The sequence below is a fragment of the Arsukibacterium sp. UBA3155 genome (assembly GCA_002364615.1).
Classification (GTDB): domain Bacteria; phylum Pseudomonadota; class Gammaproteobacteria; order Enterobacterales; family Alteromonadaceae; genus Alishewanella.
Genome location: DEYP01000002.1, coordinates 18,147 through 40,008 on the forward strand (window position 1 = coordinate 18,147; position 21,862 = coordinate 40,008).

Below are 21,862 nucleotides of genomic sequence, written 5' to 3' on the forward strand. Positions count from 1 at the left end.
AGAAGTATGAAAATTAAAGGATTTTTTCTGTCATTGCGCCGCATTCTGACCGCCGGCTGGGTGATAACCTTACTTGGCTTAACGGCACTGGCGCTGTTGATTTGGTTTGGTGGACCCCTAGTGGCAATTGCCGGTGTTGAGCCATTAGCCAGCACCACCGCCAGGCTGGTGACACTGCTGCTTATTGCGCTGATCTGGGGCGCCAGCCATTATATCCGTGGTATGCGCGAAGACCGCTCGCATAAACAAGCGGTAGACACTTTGCTAAATGGCGAGGCGCATCAGCAACAGGATGCGATGGCGAAACGGGATATTGAAATACTGCGTAGCAGAATGCAAAAGGCGCTGGATATTTTAAAACATGCCCGCTTTAGCAAGGCACGGGATATCTATCAGTTACCCTGGTACATGCTTATTGGTCCGCCAGGGTCAGGTAAAACTACCGCGTTGCAACAGTCTGGCCTGGAATTTCCGTTAAAGGAACAAATGGGAGTTGATGCTATTGAAGGTATTGGTGGCACCCGGCAGTGTGACTGGTGGTTTACTAATCAGGCGGTGTTAATAGATACGGCCGGTCGCTATACCACGCAGGACAGTCATGCCCAGCAGGATGCAACAGCCTGGCAGGGGTTTCTGGGCTTACTGCGCAAGCACCGGCCACGCCGGCCAATAAATGGCGTAATTGTATTTGTCAGTCTGGCTGATTTACTGAACCAGACCCGCACCGAGCGTAACTTACATGCCAGGGCAATAAAACAACGGGTGCAGGAGCTGCAGAACCAGCTCGGGATGAGCTTTCCGGTTTATGTGATGTTTACTAAAGCGGATCTGATTGCCGGCTTTTCTGAGTTTTTTGATGATCTGGCGCCGGAAGATCGGCAGCAGGTATGGGGTACCACTTTTTCGCTGGAGCCAGAGAACGAAGAAAAAGGCATTGTGGCTCAGTTTAATAAAGAATTTCATGCCATGGTTAACCGGCTGCACCAGCGCTTATACAGCCGGCTGCAAAGCGAGCGGGAGCAACAGAGCCGGGCTGCTATCTATGAATTTCCGCGCCAGCTACGATTATTGCAAAGTGCAGCTGATGACTTCCTGAAAGAGATTTTTTCACCCAACCCATTTGAAAAAGCCACGATGTTGCGTGGCGTTTATATTGCCAGCGCCACCCAGCAGGGCCAGCCGATTGATCGGATTATGGCGCAGTTAGGCGGCAATTTCGGCCTGGCTGAGCCACCGCTGCGCCGGCATAGTGGCGAGGGGAAAAGTTACTTTTTGACACGTTTTTTTGAGCAGATTGTGATCCCAGAGCGGGAGCTGGCCTCGGTAAATTTGCAACATAAAAACAAACATCGCTGGATCCGACATGGCACTCTGGCCGCTACTGCCGTGGCTTCAGTCTGGTTACTGAGTGCCTGGACTGCCAGTTATCACTGGAACCGACAGCTGGTCGATGACGTTGCGCTGTCTTTGCAGCAGTACCATAGCCTGGATCAGTCGCAAGCGCAGCAATCGATGCTGCAACTTAACGAGCGGCTTAATGTACTGCGCGATATGCCCGCCGGCTATGCCGGTTTATTACCGGCGGACGGCCCGAAGAATCTTGGTTTATATCAGGGTGACAAACTAGGTCAGTCTGCTAAAACCGCTTATCAGCGGGCATTGTATACCGACTTTGTGCCTTTTCTGCTGAACAGTTTAGCCTCCGAGATGCAGCAACATGCTGAGCATCGGGATTATTTATATGAGACGCTGAAAACCTATCTGATGATTTTTCAGCCGGAGCGATTTGAGGCAGAGCAGGTGCAGGCATGGTTTGCACAGTTTACCGAACGTATGATGCCCGCTGATGTTAACCAGCCGCTGCGAACCTCTTTGCAAAGCCATCTGGATGCATTATTGCAGGCAGGTATTCAGGGCGCCCGTTACGATGAAAATGTCGTCGCTGACACCCGTGACTTACTGATGACTGTGCCTTTGGCCGAGCGCGCTTATCAGCGGGTCCGCACCGAGCTGATGGACAGCCACATACCAGATTTTCGTCTGTCAGATGTGTTGGCAACTGACAGCGTAACACTATTCAGTCGACGAAGTGGTAAACCGCTACGCCAGGGCATCTCAGGCTTGTATACCTATCAGGGGTTTCATGGCGTTTTTAATATTGAGAAGCGCCGGATCATTCGCCAGTTGCTGGCCGACAGCTGGGTATATGGTGAGGAAGACGCGGCTGGTGGTGAACAGAATAACGCAGATTTATCTGCAAAGGTCACTCTGCGTTATTTACGCGACTACGTGTATTTATGGCAGGAATTGCTAAACGACATTGAAATGCAACCTATTACCAATGTCGAGCAGGGACTGGCCCTTACCAGGATCCTGGCTGGGCCGGAGCAGCCTATTCAGAACCTGATTAAAGCGGCGCAGCAAAACCTGCGTTTAACGCAGTTGCCTGAATCGGCTGAACTGGATATGGCGGCAGATGTTGCCGGTAAAGTAGCTAAAACACAGTTTTCCAGTCAGACCACCCGCTTAAACCGGATACTGCCGGATGAGATGCCAGATGTCAGTCGTAGCTTGCCCGGAAAAGAAGTTGAGGCGGCGTTTTCAGCGCTGCTGGCCATCGAACCTGTTCAGCTGGAGCAAATTGGCCAGACTACCCGGCGTTATTATGAATATCTGGAGCGGCTGTATGCGCCAGGGGGCAGGGCACGTCAGGCGTACGCTAATCAGCTAAACTCGCAGGAGGGCAATGAGCTTAATGTGGCACTGCGTCGGTTACGCAGTGAAATCCCCGCGCCGTTCAGTACCTGGCTGGGTAATATTTCCAGCGATACTGCACAGCTGTTTGCCAGCGGCAGTCGTCAGCATATTAATGAAGCATGGCAAGGCAAGGTACTCAGCGAGTATCGTGGTGCTATCGCCGGTCGTTATCCTCTGAACCGCAGGGCCGAGGCAGATATTAAACTACGTGATTTTGAGAAGTTTTTTGGTTATGGCGGCACTCTGGACAGTTTCTTTAATGATTATCTGAGCCCTTTTGTTAACACCAGTCGCACCGCCTGGACCTTTAAAAAAGATATCGGTCTTGATGCTAATGTGCTGCAGACATTTCAACGTGCCCAGCGCATACGGAGTACCTTTTTTGAACCGGGCAGTCAGAAGTTAAAAGTAGGTTTTAGTTTAAAACCATTATTTCTGGATCGGCATATTACCCACCTGATGCTGGATATAGCGGGGCAGGAATTGTCTTACCGGCATGGACCAACCCGTTCCAGCCAGTTCTACTGGCCGGGTGATCGCAACAAACTGCAGACCCGGCTGGTATTTACCCCGGCAAATGCTGGCTTATCATCTAATGTTAGCTATCAGGGTGAGTGGTCCTGGTTCCGGTTACTGGATGAACTGACCCTGGCACGACCGCAAACCCGCACCGACAAAGTGCTGCATCTGGCAGTGCAGGGCAATAAAGCCAGGCTGGAGTTGGTTCCAGATACGGTAAATACGCCGTTCTGGAGTAGCGAGTTGGAGGCATTCTCGTGTCCGGCCAGTCTGTAGCACAACAGGTGGTATCACCCTTAGGTATTTGTGGCAAAGTGGCCAGCCAGGGAGATTTCCTGGCGCAGGGACTTGAGGTTGCCTTTGTCGACAGTTGGAATGAGTGGCTGCAAGCGGTGCTTGCGGTAAGTCGTGAGCAACTGGGAGCGGCGTGGCTTGAAACTTACCTGACAAGTCCTGTCTGGCATTTTGCCTTATCCCCCGGGGTTTGCAGTGATCAGGCCATGGCAGGCACGCTGATGCCATCGGTGGATCAGGTGGGGCGTCACTTCCCCTTTACCCTTGCCGCTGAACTTTCGGTAACGCCGGTTCAGGCGTGGCACGAACGAGGCTGGTGTGAAGAGCTTGAGCAACAAGCACTTGCCACTTTGGACGATGGCTTTGAGCTGCAGCGCTGGCTGACTGCGCTGGCCAAGCTGCCGGTAGCCTGGCCTGAGTCAAAGCGGATCCAGGTCAGCCAAAGCAGCAACGAAGCTATCCGCCAGGCCTGGACTATCAGTGCCAGTGCGCCGCTGGAAAGTCTTGGTCTGTTACATCAGAGTTACCTGCAACAGTTTTCACGTTATTGCCTGTGGTGGACCAACGGCTCTGAGCATGTCGCCCCGTGTTTGCTGGTGACATCTGGTTTGCCTCAGGTGAGTCAGTATGCTGCCATGCTGGATGGTGACTGGTCGCGCTGGAACTGGCAACAAAAACAAATTCAATATTAATCCGGATGGTGACATTAATGATGCAAATTGCATTTCATGCCCAAAGCCACAAAGGCTTAGTTCGCCAACTAAATGAAGATGCGTGTCTGGCACTACCTGAAGCCGGCGTATGGGCTGTAGCTGATGGTATGGGAGGGCATGCCGCGGGTGACATTGCCAGCCGGATGGTAATGGACCTGCTTAAAACAGCAGTCGACAGTGCAGGAGAGGCGCTAAGTGCAGCCATATTAAACCAGGCATTGCAGGAGGCTAACCGGGCACTGGTGAAATACAGTCAGCAGCAATTGCTTGGCACATTGGCCGGCACTACGGTGGTGGTATTGTTTATCCAGCAGGCTACCTATCATTTACTCTGGGCGGGTGACAGCCGTTGTTATTTATTACGTAACAATACGTTAGAGCAGTTGAGCCATGATCACAGCCAGGTTAATGAAATGGTAGCGCAAGGCTTACTGGATGCCAGCGAAGCAGAAAGTCATGAGCTGGCAAATGTGATTACCCGGGCGGTTGGGGTTGATACTGAATTGGAGGTTGCAATCTGTTCAGATAGCTGTCAGCCGGGTGATTTATTTTTGCTGTGTACCGATGGTTTAACAAAAGAGTTACCTGACAATGAAATTCATCAATATTTACAACATGATGATATAGCCGACGCCAGCAAAGCATTATTGCACTCCACTCTGGTAGCCGGCGCAAAAGACAATGTCACCAGCATCCTGGTGGAGCTTAAAGGTCACGCAAATGTTAATTCAAATGACATGACAATACCGTTAAATCGTAAAATTGTATAAATATAGTTTGAAATGTTGTTATTTCGTGAACTATAAAGTAACATATTTTGCTGTTGATGTACTTAATGGTTAATTGTGATGGATCGCAGTGAATTAATAGATTTTGAGTTGTTAATTAAACCCGTAGCGGAACATGCGCCGGCGGGCATCGATCCACGTAGCGATATTTCACCTACCTCACAGTACTACACCTTAAAAGACGTTCGCAGTCAGGCTCGTGCCAATGAGCGGGCCATGCTGTTTGAAGATGATGATTTTCAGTCACTGGTGCTTGACTGGCGACCGCTTGCCCAGGCTTTACCCGATATATTAACTGAGCAAAGTAAAGATCTGGAATATGCAGCCTGGCTGATTGAGGCCTGGTGTCGCACCGAGGGCTTTGCTGGCTTGGCGGCGGGTTTTAAAACCACGCGGTTACTGATTGAACAGTTTTGGAAAGATATTTATCCATTACCCGATGATGAAGGCATGGACGCACGGATAGCGCCGTTGATTGGCCTTAATGGTTACGAAGGTGATGGCGCACTAATTACCCCGATATTAAGTATTCCCATCACGGATATCAGCTCGGTGGGCTGTTTTGCCTGCTGGCAATATGTTCGTGCGGCGGACTTATCCCGCAAAGACGAGAATAAACAGAAACTGCGCGCCGATGCCGGCATCGCCAGTCTGGAGCAAATTCAACAGGCGGTTCAGGAAACCCCCGCTGGTTTTTACCAGCAGCTTTACAGCGACATTCAATTGGCGATGGCTGAATTTAAACAGTTATCTGATGTGATGGATGCCGCGATGGAAGGCTCACCGCAGCCGACAACTGCCATTAGTAAAGCAATGCAGAAATGTCTGGATGCGGTGAGCTATCTGGCAGCAGATAAGCTGAGTGTGGCTGAACATCATGCCGCAACGGATGCTGCTGATACCGCTGTTAACCTGAACCCGAATAACGTCGACGAGCAACTGCAATCACGTCAGCAGGTTATTCGCTCATTACAGCATGCGGTTGATTTTTTTCGAAAAACCGAACCGCATTCGCCAATGTCGTATGCGCTTGAGCAAGTGATCCGCTGGAGTGACCTCACTTTACCGGAGCTGTTGCAGGAGCTGATTGACGATAACAATACCCGAAACAGTTATTTTCGTCTGGCGGGGATCCCGCAGACCAAGTAGTACAACCTGAGTAGTGCAACCGGCCAGCGTTGCCTGCGCGGCCACGACAGACAAATGATAGGAGAGCGTAAATGGAAAGTATTCACAGTAAGTTGTCACGGGTACGCAAACCCAGAGTTCACATTACTTATGATGTTGAGACTGAAGGCAACGCGGTAAAAAAAGAACTGCCTTTTGTAGTAGGGGTAATGGGCGACTTCGCCGGTCACAATACTCAAGCGTTAAAACCATTAAAAGATCGGCGTTTTGTCCAAATTGACCGCGATAATTTTGACGAAGTATTAAAGCGGATGAACCCAAAGCTAAATTTTAAAGTGGAAAATAAGCTGGCCGGCGACGGCAGCGAGTTTGCCGTCGATTTGCAATTTAAATCGATGCAGGACTTTGAACCTGCGGCCATTGTGCGCCAGGTTGAACCGCTGGAGAAACTGATGGCTACCCGTAATAAGTTACGGGATCTGATGACCAAAATAGACCGCTCTGAAGATTTGGAAAATATTCTGGAACGGGTACTTAACAGTGATGCTGACCTGCAACAGCTGGCGCAGGAACTGAATGTAGAGGATAAATAATATGAGTACGGAAGCTTTAGCACAAAGCCACGACAGCAGCACTGAGTTTGCATCGCTACTGGACCAGGCTATCGGTGCCACCAAGCAGACAGATGCGTCGCGCGCCGAAGAACTTATTCGCACCCTAACCGAAGAAGCAATGAGCGGCACGGTCAGCTGGAATAAAAACCTGACGGTAACGTTTAACGAAGCGATTAACCGGCTGGACACCCTGATCTCTGATCAGCTGGCGGCCATTATGCATGCGGAAGATTTTCAGAAATTAGAAGGTAGCTGGCGTGGGCTTAATCATCTGGTGACTAACTCTGAAACGGGCAGTTCACTTAAAATCCGCATGATTAGCATGAGCAAAAAAGAGCTGTACAAGGATTTAAGTAAAGCGGTCGAGTTTGACCAGAGCCAGACCTTTAAAAAAGTGTATGAAACAGAGTTTGGTACCCCAGGTGGCGAGCCTTATGGTGCGATCATTGGTGACTATGAGTTTACCAACCATCCGGAAGATATTGAAACGCTGACCTATATGTCTAATGTTTCTGCCGCTGGTTTTTGCCCGTTCCTGTCCAGTGCCTCACCGGCGTTGTTTGGTTTTGACGAGTGGACGGAACTGTCTAAGCCACGCGATTTAGAAAAGATTTTTGAATCGCTGGAATACACTAAATGGCGTTCATTCCGTGACAGTGACGATTCACGCTTTGTGACGCTGTCAATGCCACGGGTACTGGCACGCCTGCCTTACGGTAGCACTACGGCGCCGGTAGAAGAGTTTGGCTATGAAGAGTTTGAATTAGATGGCCAGAAAGCCGTTGCCAAAAATACTAACCATAACCACTATTGCTGGATGAATGCCGCCTATGTATTGGGTAGCCGGTTGACCAATGCTTTTGCACAATATGGCTTTTGTACCGCCATTCGCGGCGCAGAAGGCGGCGGTAAAGTGGAAGGTTTACCGTCGCATATCTTTATGAGTGATGATGGTGACCCGGATCTGAAATGTCCTACCGAAATTGGTATTACCGATCGTCGTGAAGCAGAGCTGGGCAAAATGGGCTTTCTGCCATTATGCCATTATAAAAATACCGACTACGCCGTGTTTTTTGGTGCCCAGACCGCACAAAAACCGAAAAAATATGATAGCCCGGAAGCCACCGCAAATGCCGCTATATCAGCCCGTTTACCGTATTTAATGGCGACATCACGTTTTGCCCATTACCTCAAAGTGTTGGCCCGCGACAAAATTGGCAGCTTTATGGAGGCCGAAGATGTGGAAGTGTGGCTCAATCGTTGGATCCTGACTTATGTTAATGCCTCAGAAGGCAGCGGCCAGGAAGTCCGGGCCCGTTATCCACTGGCGGATGCCAAGGTGCAGGTGCGTGAGATCCCGGGGCGTCCTGGTTCTTATAATGCCGTAGCCTGGTTACGGCCATGGTTGCAGCTGGAAGAATTGTCTACGTCATTACGTTTAGTAGCCAAAATTCCGGAAATGGGTAGCTAAGCACGTTTTAGTAACCAACTCTGAGCGGTTATAAAAGGCAGGGACGGACAAGTCATGGTTGACGCAGTTAATTTTGTTGCTGATACAGTATTTGATACGGATGAGGGCAGCAGGCCCTGTCCGTCCTATGCCAGTTATGCCAGAACAGGTTTACTGAGCCGTTTTTTGCGTGAATCCAATCCGCTGAACGCGGTGTTATTCTGGCTGCAGCATATTGAAAGCCGTCCCTGTGCCGGGGCGGCTTTTATTGCCCCGGTGCTGGGCCGGGCCATTGCCGAAATTGACAGCCTGATTAACCAGCAGCTTAATGCGGTGTTGCATCACCAGACATTTCAAACGTTGGAGGCCAGCTGGCGGGGCTTGTTGTACCTGACAGAGCAGGCCGAACGTTATGATCGCGAACAAAAAGTTAAAGTTAAACTTATTTCACTATCCTGGCCTGAGCTAAGTAAAGACATAAACCGGGCTATCGATTTTGACCAGAGTGATTTCTTCAAACTCATTTACGACAACGAATTTGATATGGCAGGTGGCGAGCCATTTGGCGTTTTGGTTGGTGACTATCAGATCAGCCATAAAATCCGTCGTGGCCAGAGTATTAATGACCTCGATACGTTACAGGAAGTAGCGCGCACGGCTGCCGCTGCATTTGCGCCTTTTATTACCGCTGCCCACCCTTCGTTATTCGGGGTGGATCATTTCTCAGAACTTGGCCAGGTGACTGATATCGCCAGCCAGTTTAAACAGCCGGAATATGTTAAGTGGCGGGCGCTACGAAATATGGAAGATGCCCGCTTTCTGGGCTTGGTATTGCCACAGGTACTGATGCGCCCACCTTACAAGGACGATGGCAGCCGCACTGAAGGTTTTGTGTTTAAAGAACAATTTAGCCGGCCAGAGCGGGACTATCTGTGGGGTAATGCCGCCTGGGCGTTTGCCGGCGTGTTGGTCAGGGCCTATAGCGAGTCGGGCTGGTTTGGGCAAATACGCGGTATGAAAGCGGGCCATTATAACTTTGGCCTGGTGACCCATCTGCCGGTTAGCCAGTACGAAACCGAAAAATACCAGCCTTTTAATAAGCCATCGGTCAATTTGCTGGTGGGGCATCGCTTTGAAGCGGCGTTATCTGATGCCGGTTTTGTGCCGCTATCGGCTGTGCCGTACAGCGATTTTTATGCGTTTTATAACAATGCCTCGGTGCAGGAGGCAAAAGCCTACGATAAAACCTTGTCGAGTGTAAACGCCAGGCTATCTGCCATGTTGCAGTACATCTTATGTGTGGCCCGGTTTGCCCATTACATTAAGGTGATAGGTCGCGACAAAGTTGGGGGTTATGTCTCGGCAGAAGAATGCGAGCAGGAATTACAGCGCTGGCTACATAACTACACCACAGCCTCTGAGGATGCGTCATATGAAGTGCGGGCGCGCCGGCCTTTGCGTGAAGCGCGAATAAAAGTGAAAGAAAAAAGGGGCCAGCCCGGCCGCTATTATTCAGTGATCCAGTTACAGCCTCACTTTCAGCTGGATCAGATGGTGACATCAGTAAAATTAGTCGCGGAGCTATCTCCAAAGCAAAAGGCGTCAGCCTGAGGGATCTTAAATGAAAAAACTTAATACCTTAATCAGTAGCGGTCAGTTAGCCGGTGCGTTAAACCATGCGCTGAGCGAGCTACGGGAAGACCCACTCAATGCCCAGATGCGTGCGGTGTACGTTGAGTTATTATGTATAGCCGGTGAGCTGGACAAAGCCGATGCTCAGCTGGACATGATAGTACGTCAGCATCCGGACTTTCTGCTTGGCGCCGTCAATGTAAGACAGCTTATCCGGGCAGAAACTGCCCGGCGTGACTTTTACCAGGGTGGCATGACGGCCACTTTATTTGGTGAGCCGGCGCCGATGTTCAGCGCACTGTTAAAGCTTCGTTTAGCGATGCATGAGCAGGACATTGCCGGGGCGACGTTAGCGGCCGGGGAGATGGAACAACTGCGGCCACAGGTTGCTATTGCCTGTGGCGATAAGTGCCATACGGATATCCGTGACCTGGACGACAGTCTGGGGGGATATCTGGAGTTGTTTGGTACCGATGGCAAATATTACCTGGCCGGGTTTGAGCAAGTTGCCAGTTTAAAGCTGCATCCGGTGAAAAGCCTGCTCGACACCATTTGGCGGCGGGTTGATATCAGTATTGTCGACGGCCCACAGGGTGAGGCTTTTTTACCAATGATTTATGTGGCGAACCCTGTTGCTGATGCTGCCGATATTGATCCGTTAATACAACTTGGCCGGGCGACCGACTGGCATGAGCATAGTGATCGGCTGATTACCGGTACTGGCCAGAAAATGTTGTTGCTGGGCGAGCAGGCAGTAGCGCTCAGTGAGGTGTTCGAGCTTGACGCCATCAGTGAAGCTGAGCCTGCAGCTGTCGCGGCAATGGCTGAATAACCAAGATGAAGGTACATCAGAAACAGGCGCTGCAAATGTCGCTGCTCGATCGGCTTATTGACGATGCACCTGGCCAGAAAGATCCCGGCCGGCAACGTCGTGGCTTTGATTTAAAAGCGTTGCGACAAAGTGTCCGGAGGGATCTGGAAAACCTGCTCAATACCCGGGTGCAATGGCACGTCTGGCCAGAGAGTTATCAGCAGTTGCAGCAAAGCCTGCTGAACTATGGTCTGCCAGATTTTTCGGTAATGGTGGTCGACTCTATTGAAGGCCGCCAGCAGTTGTGTCGGGCAGTAGAGCAATGTATCCGCCGTTTTGAACCGAGGTTTGTTGAGGTAGAAGTGTCGTTAGCCGATGACGATCAAACCATTGAGCGGGTGTTACGGCTGCGGATCCAGGCATTGCTCTATGCCGACCCCGAGCCGGAACATATTATGTTCGACTCCGAGGTGGAACCGGTGCATCTGGGGCTGACCATCAGGGATTATCAGTAATGAATGATGAGTTATTAAAGTATTACAATCGTGAACTGACGTTTATCCGCAGAATGGGGGCCGAATACGCCGAAAAATATCCGAAAATTGCCGGTCGGTTGCGTATTAGCGAAGAGACAGTTGAAGATCCACATGTCTCGCGGTTAATTGAAGGTTTTGCCCTGCTCAGTGCTCAAATCCGGCAGAAGCTGGATGACAGTTTTCCCGAACTGACCGATGCCTTGCTGGGCCAGATGTATCCGGATTATCAGGCACCTATTCCGTCCGTATCGGTATTAAAGCTGGTCAGTCAGAATGTCTCGACATCGGGTATTAAGATTAAACGTGGCACTCAGTTTGAAACCCGGGCTGAAGGGCTGAAGCCCTGTACGTTTCAGAGTTGCTATGACAGCGATATCTGGCCGCTGGAAGTGGTGCAGGCCGAATTTAAGAATGCGCCATTTCATGCGCCAAGACCGCCAGCCAGTCCGACCGCTAAGGCCTTACTCAAGTTAACCTTAGCCTGTGAGTTTGATAACACCTCGTTGCAGGAATTGGCGATAGGCCAGTTGCGATTCTACCTTAATGGTCAGCGTCATCATGTCTATAAGCTGTTTGAATTGATCCTCAGGCACGTTATTAGCATTGGCGTGGCGCCGACTGGCCAGCCTGAGCAGATGAAGTTTTTGCAACCTCGTCATATCCACGCCATTGGCTTTGCCGATGATGAGCAGGTTGTGCCTTACAGTCAGCGCAGTTTCAGTGGTTACCGGTTGCTTATTGAGCAATTTTTATGTCCGGAAAAGTTTCTGTTTTTTGGCCTGACCGGGTTGGATCCAAGCTGGCCGGGTATTGCCGATAAGGTAGATTTGTATTTTTATCTGGCCGAAGGGGCAGATGAGTTAGAGCGCCATGTTACCGCCGATAGCGTGTTGCTGGGCTGCACTCCGGTGATTAATTTGTTTAAGCAAAAACTTGAGCCGGTGAAGTTAGAGTCGGCCCAATATGAGTACCGGCTGGCGCCGCGCTATCTGGATGCTGATGTCTGTGAGGTGGTACAGGTACAACAGGTACAGGCTTTTGATCCACACGGAAATGAAGTGACCCTCAATCCTTATTACAGCCAGGGCCACCCTGATTATCTGGCGCAACAGCAATTGTTCTGGCATACCCGGCGTGAATTTGTTGACTGGGCGGGGGGCTATGCGGAAGCGGGCACCGAAGTGTATTTATCCATTATTGACCGTCATTTCAAGGGCGTCAGTAGCCATGATGATCAACAAAACTGGGTTATTCAGGTTAACGCCCTGTGCAGTAACCGCAATCAGCCAGCTTATTTGCCATTTGGTGGCGGCGAGCCGGAATTTGCCATCAGTAAACACGCTGATGTGATTAAATCGGTACGTTGTCTGGTGGCACCAACCATGAGCATTCGCCCGGCACTTGCTGAGAGCAGCCGCTGGCAGCTGGTAAATCACCTTACCCTGAACCATTTTAGTGGTGAGCAGGCGTTAACGGTATTGCAGGAAACATTAAAACTATACGATTTTCGTTGCACGCCAGAATCAAAAGCGTTGATTGACGGTATTACCGGCCTGACCCTGAGCAGTGGCTCAGCGCGGGTTAATCAGCAGGGCCGGATTGCTGTTTGCAGCGGTACCGAAATTTTGCTGGAATTCAGTCAGTCTGCTTACACTGGCAGCAATGTGTATTTTTTCGCCAACATTCTCGATGCTTTCTTTGCCCAGTATGCCAGCATCAACAGCTACACCCGGCTTAGTGTCAAACTAAAAGAGCATGAACAACTCTACCATCGCTGGCCCGCCAGAGTAGGTAGCAGAGTATTGCTATGAGTATGGCGTGATGGGAGAGCCACTATGAGCTTCGCCGCGTTAGTTGCCAGCCCAGGCGATTTCGACTTTTACCAGGCGGTATATCAGATAGAGCGCCAGTTAAGTGCTGAGCAGAAAAAGTGGCACGGGGTGGGACGCGATGCGTTTCCCGGCGCAGAGCTGGTCCGGTTTAAGGCCGAGCAACATTTAGGTTTTGCCGGCCAGCCTATAAATAAAGCCAATGCACGCACCAACGATAACGATCAGCTGGCACTGGAGTTATATGTCAGTTTCCTGGGGTTAACCGGGCCCAGCGGGGTAATGCCGCAGCATTATACCGAGATGTTATTGCAGCGCTTAAAGCAACGCGACGGCGCCATGCGTGACTTTTTCGATATGTTTAATCATCGACTGATTTCACTGTATTACCGGGCCTGGGAAAAATACCGGTTTGCTTGTCAGTATGAGATTGCCAATGGCTTAAATGATCCATTCAGTACCTTACTGCAACAACTCAGTGGCTGTAATGACAATCTTGGTTTGTATTACGCGGGGGCGTTTAGCCAGCGCAATCGCTCAAGCCAGTTTTTACAGCAAATATTAACGGATTTGCTGGGCGCGCCGGTTAAGGTGATTTCCTTGGCGGGCCGATGGTTGGCGCTGGCCAAAGAGGATCAAAGCCGGCTTAGCAGTCGCACCCTGCCTGAAGGTCAGAATGGCATGCTGGGCCAAACCAGTATGTTGGGACAGCAGGTGTGGGATGTCAGCTCAGTGGTAGTGATTGAAGTTGCCCCACCCGCCAATACATTAGCCGGCTTTTTGCCAGGCGCCAGTCGCTACCAGTTAGTTCAGCATATTGCTGGCCGTTATCTCGACCCTCATTTGCAAGTTCGGTTGGTAGTAAAGGGGAGACAACAGGATTTCCCCTGTAGCCGTCTGGCTGACAGCACAACGTCGCTGGGCCGGGGTAGCCGCTTAAGTATTCGCGCTGCAATGTCGCAGCATCCCGCTCAGGTTGGTTTCCAACTGGGCCGGCTTTAATTAATGCACAGGAAGCATTTATGTCGACACATTCTCTAAAAAGTCTGGTAGAAACCCTCAATAACGAATGTAAACAGGCACTTGAAGCTGCGACGGCGCGTTGCCAGTCTCGCAGCCACTATTCGGTAGAAATTGAACACTGGCTGGATGCTTTAGTACAACGCGATAGTGCTGATTTTTCACTGGTGTTTCGGGCATTTGCCGTTGACACAGATAAAGTGCGCCAACAGCTGCAACAAGCTCTGGAGCAGCTGAAAACCGGAAATAATTCATTGCCGGGGATCTCGGTACAACTGATTGGCTGGCTAAAAGCAACCTGGCTTAACACGACCATCGAGTTTAATGACCATCAGGTTCGCAGTGTCTACTTATTATATACCCTGCTGCAGGACGAGAGTCTCTCAGGTCTGATGTTACGCCGTATCCCAGAGCTGGATAAAATAAACGCCGCCGAGCTGTTACGGGTATGGCCTGGTCTGGCGGCTCAATCGGCCGAACAGGGCGGCGCAGCGGTTGCAGATACCAAGCCTGGTAAAACGCCGGCACTGGATCAATTTACCGTTGATTTAACGGCACAGGCGCGCGCTGGCAAGATTGATCCGATAGTAGGCCGCGATTTTGAGATCCGCCAGATGATCGATATTCTAACCCGCCGGCGTCAGAATAATCCGATATTAACGGGTGAAGCCGGCGTGGGTAAAACCGCTGTAGTAGAAGGCCTCGCCTTACGGATTGCAGCAGCGGACGTGCCGGAAAAACTTAAGGCTGTTGCCCTGCGGGTGCTTGATTTGGCCCTGTTACAGGCAGGTGCAGGCATGAAGGGCGAGTTTGAGAATCGCTTGAAAAACGTTATTAACGAAGTAAAGCAAAGCCCTACGCCGATTATTTTGTTTATTGACGAAGCCCATACCATGATTGGCAGCGGCGGTCAGGCCGGACAGAACGATGCTGCCAATTTACTGAAACCCGCGCTGGCTCGTGGTGAGCTTAGAACCATCGCCGCCACTACCTGGGCCGAATACAAAAAGTACTTTGAGAAAGATGCGGCATTAACCCGACGTTTTCAGGTGGTAAAAGTAGAAGAGCCGAGCCCGGCAAAAGCTGTATTAATGATGCGTGGTTTGCTTGACGTGATGGAGCGCCATCATGGCGTGAGTATTACTGACAACGCATTGCAAGCCGCCGCGTATTTGTCTGACCGCTATATCAGTGGCCGTCAGCTGCCGGATAAAGCAGTAGGGCTACTTGATACCGCCTGTGCCAGGGTAGCGATGAGCCAGGACGCAATACCCGGCCCGGTTGAAGATCAACAACGTATCGTTGATCAGTTAGCTCGTGAAATCAACGTATTGCAGCGCGAGCAGACGCTTGGCCAGATGCACACCCGTCAGCTTGAGGAAATACAACAGCAATTAGCGCAGGCAAAAACGTTACGTGGTGAGCTGCAGCAACAATGGCAAACCCAGCGTGAGTGGGTGGCCAGGGCGCGGGAATTGGCAGCACAGCTGCAACAGGATGCCAGAACGACAACGAGCGACAACCCTGAGCAGGGCACTGAAACACCGGTTAATACCGGGCCACTGCTCGAAGAGCTGAGTGCGCTGCGGGCGTCATTAGCCGAACTTAGCACCCCGATGGTGCATTGGCAGGTTACCGGGCAATTGATTGCAGAGGTGGTGGCTGACTGGACGGGTATACCGCTTGGTAAAATGCACTCTGATGAAATAAATACGGTGCTGGCACTGGAACAACACCTGGCAGAGCGGGTCGTTGGCCAGCAACATGCTTTGCAACTGATTGCCCGCACCGTGCAAACCTCACGAGCGCAACTGGCAGATGAGAACAAGCCAAACGGTATCTTTTTGTTAACAGGTCCCAGCGGAGTGGGAAAAACGGAGACTGCACTGGCGATTGCAGAACAGGTTTACGGCAGCGAAGATAACCTTACCGTTATTAACATGTCGGAGTTTAAAGAAGAACATAAAGTGTCGTTGTTACTGGGCTCGCCCCCAGGCTATGTCGGCTACGGCGAAGGCGGCATTTTAACTGAAGCCGTGCGTCGTAAGCCTTACAGCGTGGTATTGTTGGATGAAATGGAAAAAGCGCATCCCGGAGTGCAGGATATTTTCTATCAGGTATTTGACAAAGGGTCGATTAAAGATGGGGAAGGGCGCGATATCGATTTTAAAAATACCATCATTATTATGACCTCTAATGTCGGCACAGACACCACTATGCGGTTATTTGAAGATATCGACACTGCTCCCTCTGTTGCTGGCCTGACAAAAGCGTTAAAAGACGATTTACTGCAGATTTTTAAACCCGCTTTTTTGGGGCGGCTAAACGTTATTCCTTACCTGCCACTGGACGATGACAAACTGGCGATGATTAGCCGATTGCAGTTACAGCGGATTGTGCAGCGGTTACAGCAGCACTACAGTGCCGATTTCAGCTATCAGAGTGAGGTGATTGACGCCATTGTCAGTCGCTGTCAGGACGCTGGCTCCGGTGCGCGTACTATCCACAATATTCTGCAAAATACGTTATTACCGGAGTTGTCAGTCATGATCCTGCAGCGTAGCGCGCAGCAGCAAACCATTGAGCAGGTGCAGCTAAGTTTTAATGGCGAAACTTTCGATTACCATATTGATTAATTATTACATTTAATAAACAAATTAAGTTGTAAACTTTTTTTATATTTATTGCCGACCTAATCGGTTAATTAAATAAATAAATAGTTAATTAAAAGTTGATCATAGTTTCTTAGAATGTATAATTTGTACAGTTTGAAAAAGTACTTTACCAACAAAGTCCGCTTTAATGTTTAAACATTGTTAAATGTGTTTGTGGTATGCATAGTGGCTGTAGGAAGTGTTTTTTTTGGCGTTTGGCCGGGGTGAGTTTGCCCGGGTTTATATCTGTCCTGAGTGGACACTATTTTAAATATGCAAAAGGAGCATAGCATGCAAGCAAATACCTACCTGCAGTATGGCGCGATCAAAGGCGAATCGACCGCTGATGAATTCAAAGACATGATCACTGTTTTATCTCTGGATTGGGGTTCTCACCGCGAGTTAACTTCATACACCGGTACGGCGATGGATCGTGAAGCCAGTTCTACCCGGTTAAACGATATTGTTATTACAAAACTGCAAGATAAATCATCACCGGATTTATTCAAAGAAGCGACTATTGGTAAAGGCCAGAAGGCGGTATTCCACATTACCAAGCAAGGCGACAAAATTGAAGAAATCATGAAAATTGAACTGACTGATGCGATGATCAGCAGCTATCAGATGTCAGTTTCAGGTGACCGTCCTGTTGAAACTATCGTGATCAGCTACACCGAGTTGATGATGACTGTTACCCCAACAGACGACAAAAACAACGTTACTGCACCACTGGTATACGGTTACAGCGGCGTTAAAGGCGCCAAGCTGTAAGGTTGAGCTGCAGCTGATGCCGCCTGCGGTGTCAGCTGCACTTACTGCAAATCAGCCCGGAATTTTTACCAATCCATTCTTGATTGAGGCGAACGGATGCAAAAAGCTACCCAGGATGAAAACAGCATCAGAATTGATACCCCGCTGGGTAAGGATGCGCTTTATCTGACCCGCTTTGTATTAGATGAAGGAATATCCCGGTTATTTTCACTGGCCGCAACGGTTTATACTAATGGTCAGGAAATAGCAGCTAAAGATTTGATTGGTAAAGAGGTTTGTATAACTCTTGAATTGGGAAATAACCGCCAGCGCCATATTCATGGTGTGGTAGCCTCGCTTAGTTCGCTGGGGTTACGGGTAAACAAAGACGCCGGTGGCAATAACTTTCGCGACTATCATCTTAGTATCGTGCCCGCAGCATGGTACATGCAGCATAAGGTGAATAGTCGCATTTTTAAAGCCAGCAATGTGCTGAAAATTGTTGAAATGCTGGCTGCTGAACATGGCATTACCCTGGACGCCAGTTCTAAAATCAGCGGCAGTTATCCCGATTACGAATATAAAGTACAGTACGAAGAAGCTGATTTCAGTTTTATCAGTCGCTTGCTGGAGCAAGAAGGTATTTTCTACTTTTTTGAACACAGTAAAGGCCAGCATAAGCTGATACTGGCGGATAAAGCGTCGGCTTATCAGCCTTGCACAGAGAACCATGTTAAGTTTCACACCGGCACCCTGGCAGAGGCGCATATTAGCCAGTGGCAAAAAGCCATACGGATGGTACCGGGCAAGTTTGTGCAGCGTGGCTACAATCTGGAAAAGCCTAAAGCGTTACCTACCGGCACCTATGGCAAGGGGAGTCTGGTTAGTAAGCATGCTGATTATGAAATCTTTAAATACGAAGCAGAAGCTGACACCCACACCCGCGCGAACGCCATAGCCACAATCAGACTTGAAGCATTACAACGTGATATGGCCATGCAACAAGGGGCCAGCAGTTGTCGAAGTTTTACCGCCGGACGTACCTTTACTATCAGTGAGCATGAGGATAAAGCAGAAGAGGGCAAGCAGTATGTTATTACCGACTTGCGCTTAGATGCCGCCATTATCAGTCAAACGGGTGCTAATCAAAGCGCCGGGATAATTATTAGCAACAGTTTCCGTTGTGTGCCCAAAGAGGTGGCATACCGGCCCTTATTACAAACCGCAAAGCCACTGGTGCAAGGCGTACAGACGGCTACTGTAACCTGTAAAGGCTCTGAGGAGATTTCGGTTGACGAACTGGGCCGGGTAACCGTGAAGTTTCACTGGGATCGCAGTGACATAACTGATCATGAAAGTTCTTGTCCGATCCGGGTGAGTCAGAATTGGGCGGGCAAAAAATGGGGCATGTTTTTTTACCCGCGCCGGGATCAGGAAGTGCTGGTGGAATTTTTAAATGGTGATCCTGATCAACCGGTAATCATCGGTGCTGTTTACAACTCTGATCATATGCCGCCATACGATTTACCCACCGATAAAACACAGAGCGGGATTAAAAGCCGCTCCAGCGAAGGGGGGGCGGCCGATAATTTTAACGAAATTCGTTTTGAAGATAAGAAAGGCGATGAGCTGTTTTATTTGCATGCCGAAAAAAACTTTACCATGCAGGTTGAACACGACCAACAGATCAGTATCGATAATGACAGTACGCGTCTGATTAAGGGTAGTGACCAGGACACGGTCAATAAAGACCGGACCATTAAGGTGGATGGCGCTGAAACGCATAAAGTAGGGAAAGCACTCACTATTGAGGCAGGAGATGCCATTACCATTAAAACCGGCGCCGCCTCGATTGCCATGAAAAGCGACGGATCCATTGCCATTAAAGGCGTTAACATTACGATCAATGGCGCTAAAGTCAGTATTAACTAGTGCAAACGCAAACCTGAGCGAGTAAGACACTGGCGCAGAATGCGTTGCAATACAGGTGAACAATGAGCAAGCCCGCCGCGATAATTGGTTGTATGCATGTCTGCCCCAAAGTTACTGGCCAGGTACCGCACGTGGGGGGGCCTGTGCTGCAAGGCTCCCCTAATGTCAGCATTGCCGGTATGCCTGCAGCACGTAAGGCCGACAAGCTGCTATGTGTCGGACCGCCTGACAGCATCAGCGGCGGCTCGGCTACCGTGTTTATCAATGGCAAGAATGCGGCCAGGCTTGGCGATGACACAGCCCATGGCGGCAAGATAGTGGTAGGGGTCCCCACCGTGCTGATTGGTGGCTAGGTTATATCAAGAATAAGGCAACGGGGTGGCACTGGTATGGCTGAACAATGATGCAAACATTTTCTGATCTGGCAGAGCGTAGTCATCTGCTATGGTTGCAACGCGACCGCTTCAGTAGCAGTGACTACATTACGCTTACCCAGTTGCAGCAGCATGACAATCGCCTGCTGCAAAGTGTGCGTTTATGCCAGCGTTATCTGAGCCAGCAGCTCGATTTGCCGTTGTGGCTGCAGGCGTTGCTGGATAATCGTGTGGCTGAACTGGACAGCTTGTTGGCGTTGCCGTTGACTTTATCTGCTCAGGTGTTACTGGCAGAGCTGTGGCTGGCGTTGCAGCAAAAAACCAAAGCACATTATTTTGAGCAGTACTGCCGCTCAGAACAAAGCCTGTTACTCTGCCTGCTTGCTGACAAACCCGCTGCTAGTCGCCTGTTTGACGTTATGCAGTCTTTTGACAGACGAAGCGCCGTGCAGTTAGCCGGGCAGTGTGGTTTAACGACTCAGCGTGCTGCTTTATTAAAGCAGACAACCGATCATACTCTGGGCGCGGCACGTCTGGCCGAGCTTAATTACGCATTATATTTATTGGGGCAGCATAGCGACGAATTTGAGTTGGTACTGCAGTTACACAATGCAGAATGTCTGACGACACGACAACTGCAATTATTGCTGCTGGGTGCCTGCACGGAGCGCAAAATACGGATCGTTAATGCGCTATGTAGCAGCGACACTGCTTTGGCGGTCAATGCGATGGGGTTTAGCGGATTGGCTAAGTTTTGTCCGGTATTACTTGAGATAACGCAAGAACCTGCCCACCGGGTTGCAGCGCAAAGTGCTCTGATAACGATGCTCGGTGCGCTGGCAGCTGATAATTTACAAACGGAGCTGGCGGCAGATAGACAAAGGTTGCCAGCCGATACAACCGAGCCGATGCTTGGCGGGCAGCTGCTGAATTCGTTAGATTTTGCTGCGTGTTGGGCCAGCGGCAATCAGTATCAGCGTTTTGCTGCGGCTGCTCTGCGGGTATTGCAGACCCCTGGTCTGGCTCTGGCTGAACCAAACAACTGGCAAGGTGGACTATGGCCGGTTGCATAGCCGTTAAAGAATATGCCGCGGTGCTGGGTAAAACTTCAGTTACTGATTGGGCAATGCAGCTGGATGCGGTGCCGGTAGCGCCCACACTTTCTATGCTTAACGGACAATGGCGGCAATTTAACCGCGTAGCTGAGCTTGAACCCGGTATGTCGTTTGCGGCAAGGTTGGTTGCCTTACTGGCTGGTTTGTGGCCGCAATTAACTGCTGCGCCCGCAGCGGCGCCGGTTTTGTTAGTGTTACCCGAGCAATTGGCTAGCGATCCCCTGTTAGCACAATTTGTCAGTAGCCTGCAGCAGGCGTTTCCGACGTTGTTAAGCCATTGCGCATGCCAGATATTTCCTTATGGCTGCAGTGCAGCATTGCTGGCGCTTTCTGCTGCCAGGCAGTTACTTGAGGAAGGGACGCCGGTGGTATGGCTGATTGCAGTGGATAGCCCGGTAACCAGTTACCTGCCATTGGCAACAGGGGCATCTGCCAGCAACGGGCAGGCGGTTGATTTGACAGATGCGCTGCAAACTGAACAGGTGCTGTGGTCTGAGGGCGCCGTGGCAATGGCCCTTAATCAGGATGACGCGGGTTTACGGTGTCAGCATCTGGCAGCAGATGCCACGGTTAGTCATACCAGCGCCGACCTGGCTATGGGCCATTTATTTGTGGGGGCTGCACAGGGTAGCAAAGGCCCACTTAGCCAACTGTATTTGCCAGACAATGGCAGCACTGCAGTGACCGCATGTTGGCAGCGTCATTATTCCTGCCTGGCACCGAAAATTGATATGAGTACTCAGCTGCACTTTCCTGCCTATTATACCGGTGAACTTGGTGCGGCCGGCGGTGTTTACCGGCTATTACATTTATATCTGGGGTACAAAAGCGGAAGCCTGAATGGCGCTACCCTGCAGTGCGAAATTTCACCGCGGCTGTATCGTGCCGTGGCCGTTTTCAGTTGGCAGCATGCCAGCAGCATTTCTGAATTTTAAGGATATTAACT

General features: G+C 50.3%; 17 protein-coding genes. All 17 read left to right on the forward strand.

What is annotated here, in order from left to right:
- Window positions 1-6: 6 nt before the first annotated feature.
- Window positions 7-3,552, forward strand: coding sequence for a type VI secretion system membrane subunit TssM (gene tssM / locus B2X65_RS00145; RefSeq protein ID WP_290609697.1), 3,546 nt, complete (start codon window positions 7-9; stop codon window positions 3,550-3,552).
- Complete coding sequence (tagF, locus tag B2X65_RS00150) at window positions 3,534-4,262, forward strand: type VI secretion system-associated protein TagF (RefSeq protein WP_290609698.1); 729 nt, start codon at window positions 3,534-3,536, stop codon at window positions 4,260-4,262. The genes tssM and tagF overlap by 19 nt, the downstream gene beginning before the upstream one ends.
- A gap of 17 nt (window positions 4,263-4,279) precedes the next feature.
- Complete coding sequence (locus B2X65_RS00155; protein ID WP_290609700.1) at window positions 4,280-5,053, forward strand: PP2C family protein-serine/threonine phosphatase; 774 nt, start codon at window positions 4,280-4,282, stop codon at window positions 5,051-5,053.
- 78 nt (window positions 5,054-5,131) lie between these two features.
- Window positions 5,132-6,220: a type VI secretion system protein TssA gene (tssA, locus tag B2X65_RS00160; protein ID WP_290609702.1), complete on the forward strand. Its 1,089-nt coding sequence runs from the start codon at window positions 5,132-5,134 to the stop codon at window positions 6,218-6,220.
- A 71-nt stretch (window positions 6,221-6,291) separates the two neighbouring features.
- A complete protein-coding gene (gene tssB, locus B2X65_RS00165) occupies window positions 6,292-6,792 on the forward strand; it encodes a type VI secretion system contractile sheath small subunit (RefSeq protein ID WP_290609703.1) in 501 nt (166 codons plus the stop codon).
- Window position 6,793: 1 nt separating this feature from the next.
- A complete protein-coding gene (gene tssC / locus B2X65_RS00170) occupies window positions 6,794-8,284 on the forward strand; it encodes a type VI secretion system contractile sheath large subunit (RefSeq protein ID WP_290609705.1) in 1,491 nt (496 codons plus the stop codon).
- A 54-nt stretch (window positions 8,285-8,338) separates the two neighbouring features.
- Entirely contained in the window at window positions 8,339-9,874 is a 1,536-nt protein-coding gene (tssC, locus tag B2X65_RS00175; RefSeq protein WP_290609707.1) for a type VI secretion system contractile sheath large subunit, read from the forward strand.
- A 10-nt stretch (window positions 9,875-9,884) separates the two neighbouring features.
- Window positions 9,885-10,727, forward strand: coding sequence for a type VI secretion system accessory protein TagJ (locus tag B2X65_RS00180; RefSeq protein ID WP_290609708.1), 843 nt, complete (start codon window positions 9,885-9,887; stop codon window positions 10,725-10,727).
- A gap of 5 nt (window positions 10,728-10,732) precedes the next feature.
- Window positions 10,733-11,221 carry a type VI secretion system baseplate subunit TssE gene (gene tssE, locus B2X65_RS00185; RefSeq protein WP_290609710.1) on the forward strand — a complete coding sequence of 163 codons (489 nt, stop codon included), beginning with the start codon at window positions 10,733-10,735 and terminating at the stop codon, window positions 11,219-11,221.
- Window positions 11,221-13,053, forward strand: coding sequence for a type VI secretion system baseplate subunit TssF (tssF, locus tag B2X65_RS00190; protein WP_290609712.1), 1,833 nt, complete (start codon window positions 11,221-11,223; stop codon window positions 13,051-13,053). Before tssE ends, tssF begins: the two co-directional genes overlap by 1 nt.
- Window positions 13,054-13,077: 24 nt before the next feature.
- Complete coding sequence (tssG, locus tag B2X65_RS00195; RefSeq protein ID WP_290609713.1) at window positions 13,078-14,073, forward strand: type VI secretion system baseplate subunit TssG; 996 nt, start codon at window positions 13,078-13,080, stop codon at window positions 14,071-14,073.
- A gap of 20 nt (window positions 14,074-14,093) precedes the next feature.
- On the forward strand, window positions 14,094-16,727 hold the full coding sequence (gene tssH, locus B2X65_RS00200; RefSeq protein WP_290609715.1) for a type VI secretion system ATPase TssH: 2,634 nt from the start codon (window positions 14,094-14,096) through the stop codon (window positions 16,725-16,727).
- Window positions 16,728-17,036: 309 nt separating this feature from the next.
- A complete protein-coding gene (locus tag B2X65_RS00205) occupies window positions 17,037-17,516 on the forward strand; it encodes an Hcp family type VI secretion system effector (protein WP_290609717.1) in 480 nt (159 codons plus the stop codon).
- 96 nt (window positions 17,517-17,612) lie between these two features.
- Complete coding sequence (gene tssI, locus B2X65_RS00210; protein WP_290609718.1) at window positions 17,613-19,427, forward strand: type VI secretion system tip protein TssI/VgrG; 1,815 nt, start codon at window positions 17,613-17,615, stop codon at window positions 19,425-19,427.
- Between the two features lie 62 nt (window positions 19,428-19,489).
- Window positions 19,490-19,780: a PAAR domain-containing protein gene (locus tag B2X65_RS00215; protein WP_290609719.1), complete on the forward strand. Its 291-nt coding sequence runs from the start codon at window positions 19,490-19,492 to the stop codon at window positions 19,778-19,780.
- Between the two features lie 47 nt (window positions 19,781-19,827).
- On the forward strand, window positions 19,828-20,874 hold the full coding sequence (locus B2X65_RS00220; RefSeq protein WP_290609721.1) for a hypothetical protein: 1,047 nt from the start codon (window positions 19,828-19,830) through the stop codon (window positions 20,872-20,874).
- Window positions 20,859-21,851: a hypothetical protein gene (locus B2X65_RS00225; RefSeq protein ID WP_290609722.1), complete on the forward strand. Its 993-nt coding sequence runs from the start codon at window positions 20,859-20,861 to the stop codon at window positions 21,849-21,851. The genes B2X65_RS00220 and B2X65_RS00225 overlap by 16 nt, the downstream gene beginning before the upstream one ends.
- Window positions 21,852-21,862: the final 11 nt, after the last annotated feature.

What these genes read in the sequence shown, in the direction of transcription:
- tssM (WP_290609697.1), top strand. Translation starts at nt 7, where the DNA reads ATGAAAATTAAAGGATTTTTTCTGTCATTGCGCCGCATTCTGACCGCC.
- B2X65_RS00155 (WP_290609700.1), top strand. Translation starts at nt 4,280, where the DNA reads ATGATGCAAATTGCATTTCATGCCCAAAGCCACAAAGGCTTAGTTCGC.
- tssA (WP_290609702.1), top strand. Translation starts at nt 5,132, where the DNA reads ATGGATCGCAGTGAATTAATAGATTTTGAGTTGTTAATTAAACCCGTA.
- tssB (WP_290609703.1), top strand. Translation starts at nt 6,292, where the DNA reads ATGGAAAGTATTCACAGTAAGTTGTCACGGGTACGCAAACCCAGAGTT.
- tssC (WP_290609705.1), top strand. Translation starts at nt 6,794, where the DNA reads ATGAGTACGGAAGCTTTAGCACAAAGCCACGACAGCAGCACTGAGTTT.
- tssC (WP_290609707.1), top strand. Translation starts at nt 8,339, where the DNA reads ATGGTTGACGCAGTTAATTTTGTTGCTGATACAGTATTTGATACGGAT.
- B2X65_RS00180 (WP_290609708.1), top strand. Translation starts at nt 9,885, where the DNA reads ATGAAAAAACTTAATACCTTAATCAGTAGCGGTCAGTTAGCCGGTGCG.
- tssE (WP_290609710.1), top strand. Translation starts at nt 10,733, where the DNA reads ATGAAGGTACATCAGAAACAGGCGCTGCAAATGTCGCTGCTCGATCGG.
- tssF (WP_290609712.1), top strand. Translation starts at nt 11,221, where the DNA reads ATGAATGATGAGTTATTAAAGTATTACAATCGTGAACTGACGTTTATC.
- tssG (WP_290609713.1), top strand. Translation starts at nt 13,078, where the DNA reads ATGAGCTTCGCCGCGTTAGTTGCCAGCCCAGGCGATTTCGACTTTTAC.
- tssH (WP_290609715.1), top strand. Translation starts at nt 14,094, where the DNA reads ATGTCGACACATTCTCTAAAAAGTCTGGTAGAAACCCTCAATAACGAA.
- B2X65_RS00205 (WP_290609717.1), top strand. Translation starts at nt 17,037, where the DNA reads ATGCAAGCAAATACCTACCTGCAGTATGGCGCGATCAAAGGCGAATCG.
- tssI (WP_290609718.1), top strand. Translation starts at nt 17,613, where the DNA reads ATGCAAAAAGCTACCCAGGATGAAAACAGCATCAGAATTGATACCCCG.
- B2X65_RS00215 (WP_290609719.1), top strand. Translation starts at nt 19,490, where the DNA reads ATGAGCAAGCCCGCCGCGATAATTGGTTGTATGCATGTCTGCCCCAAA.
- B2X65_RS00220 (WP_290609721.1), top strand. Translation starts at nt 19,828, where the DNA reads ATGATGCAAACATTTTCTGATCTGGCAGAGCGTAGTCATCTGCTATGG.
- B2X65_RS00225 (WP_290609722.1), top strand. Translation starts at nt 20,859, where the DNA reads ATGGCCGGTTGCATAGCCGTTAAAGAATATGCCGCGGTGCTGGGTAAA.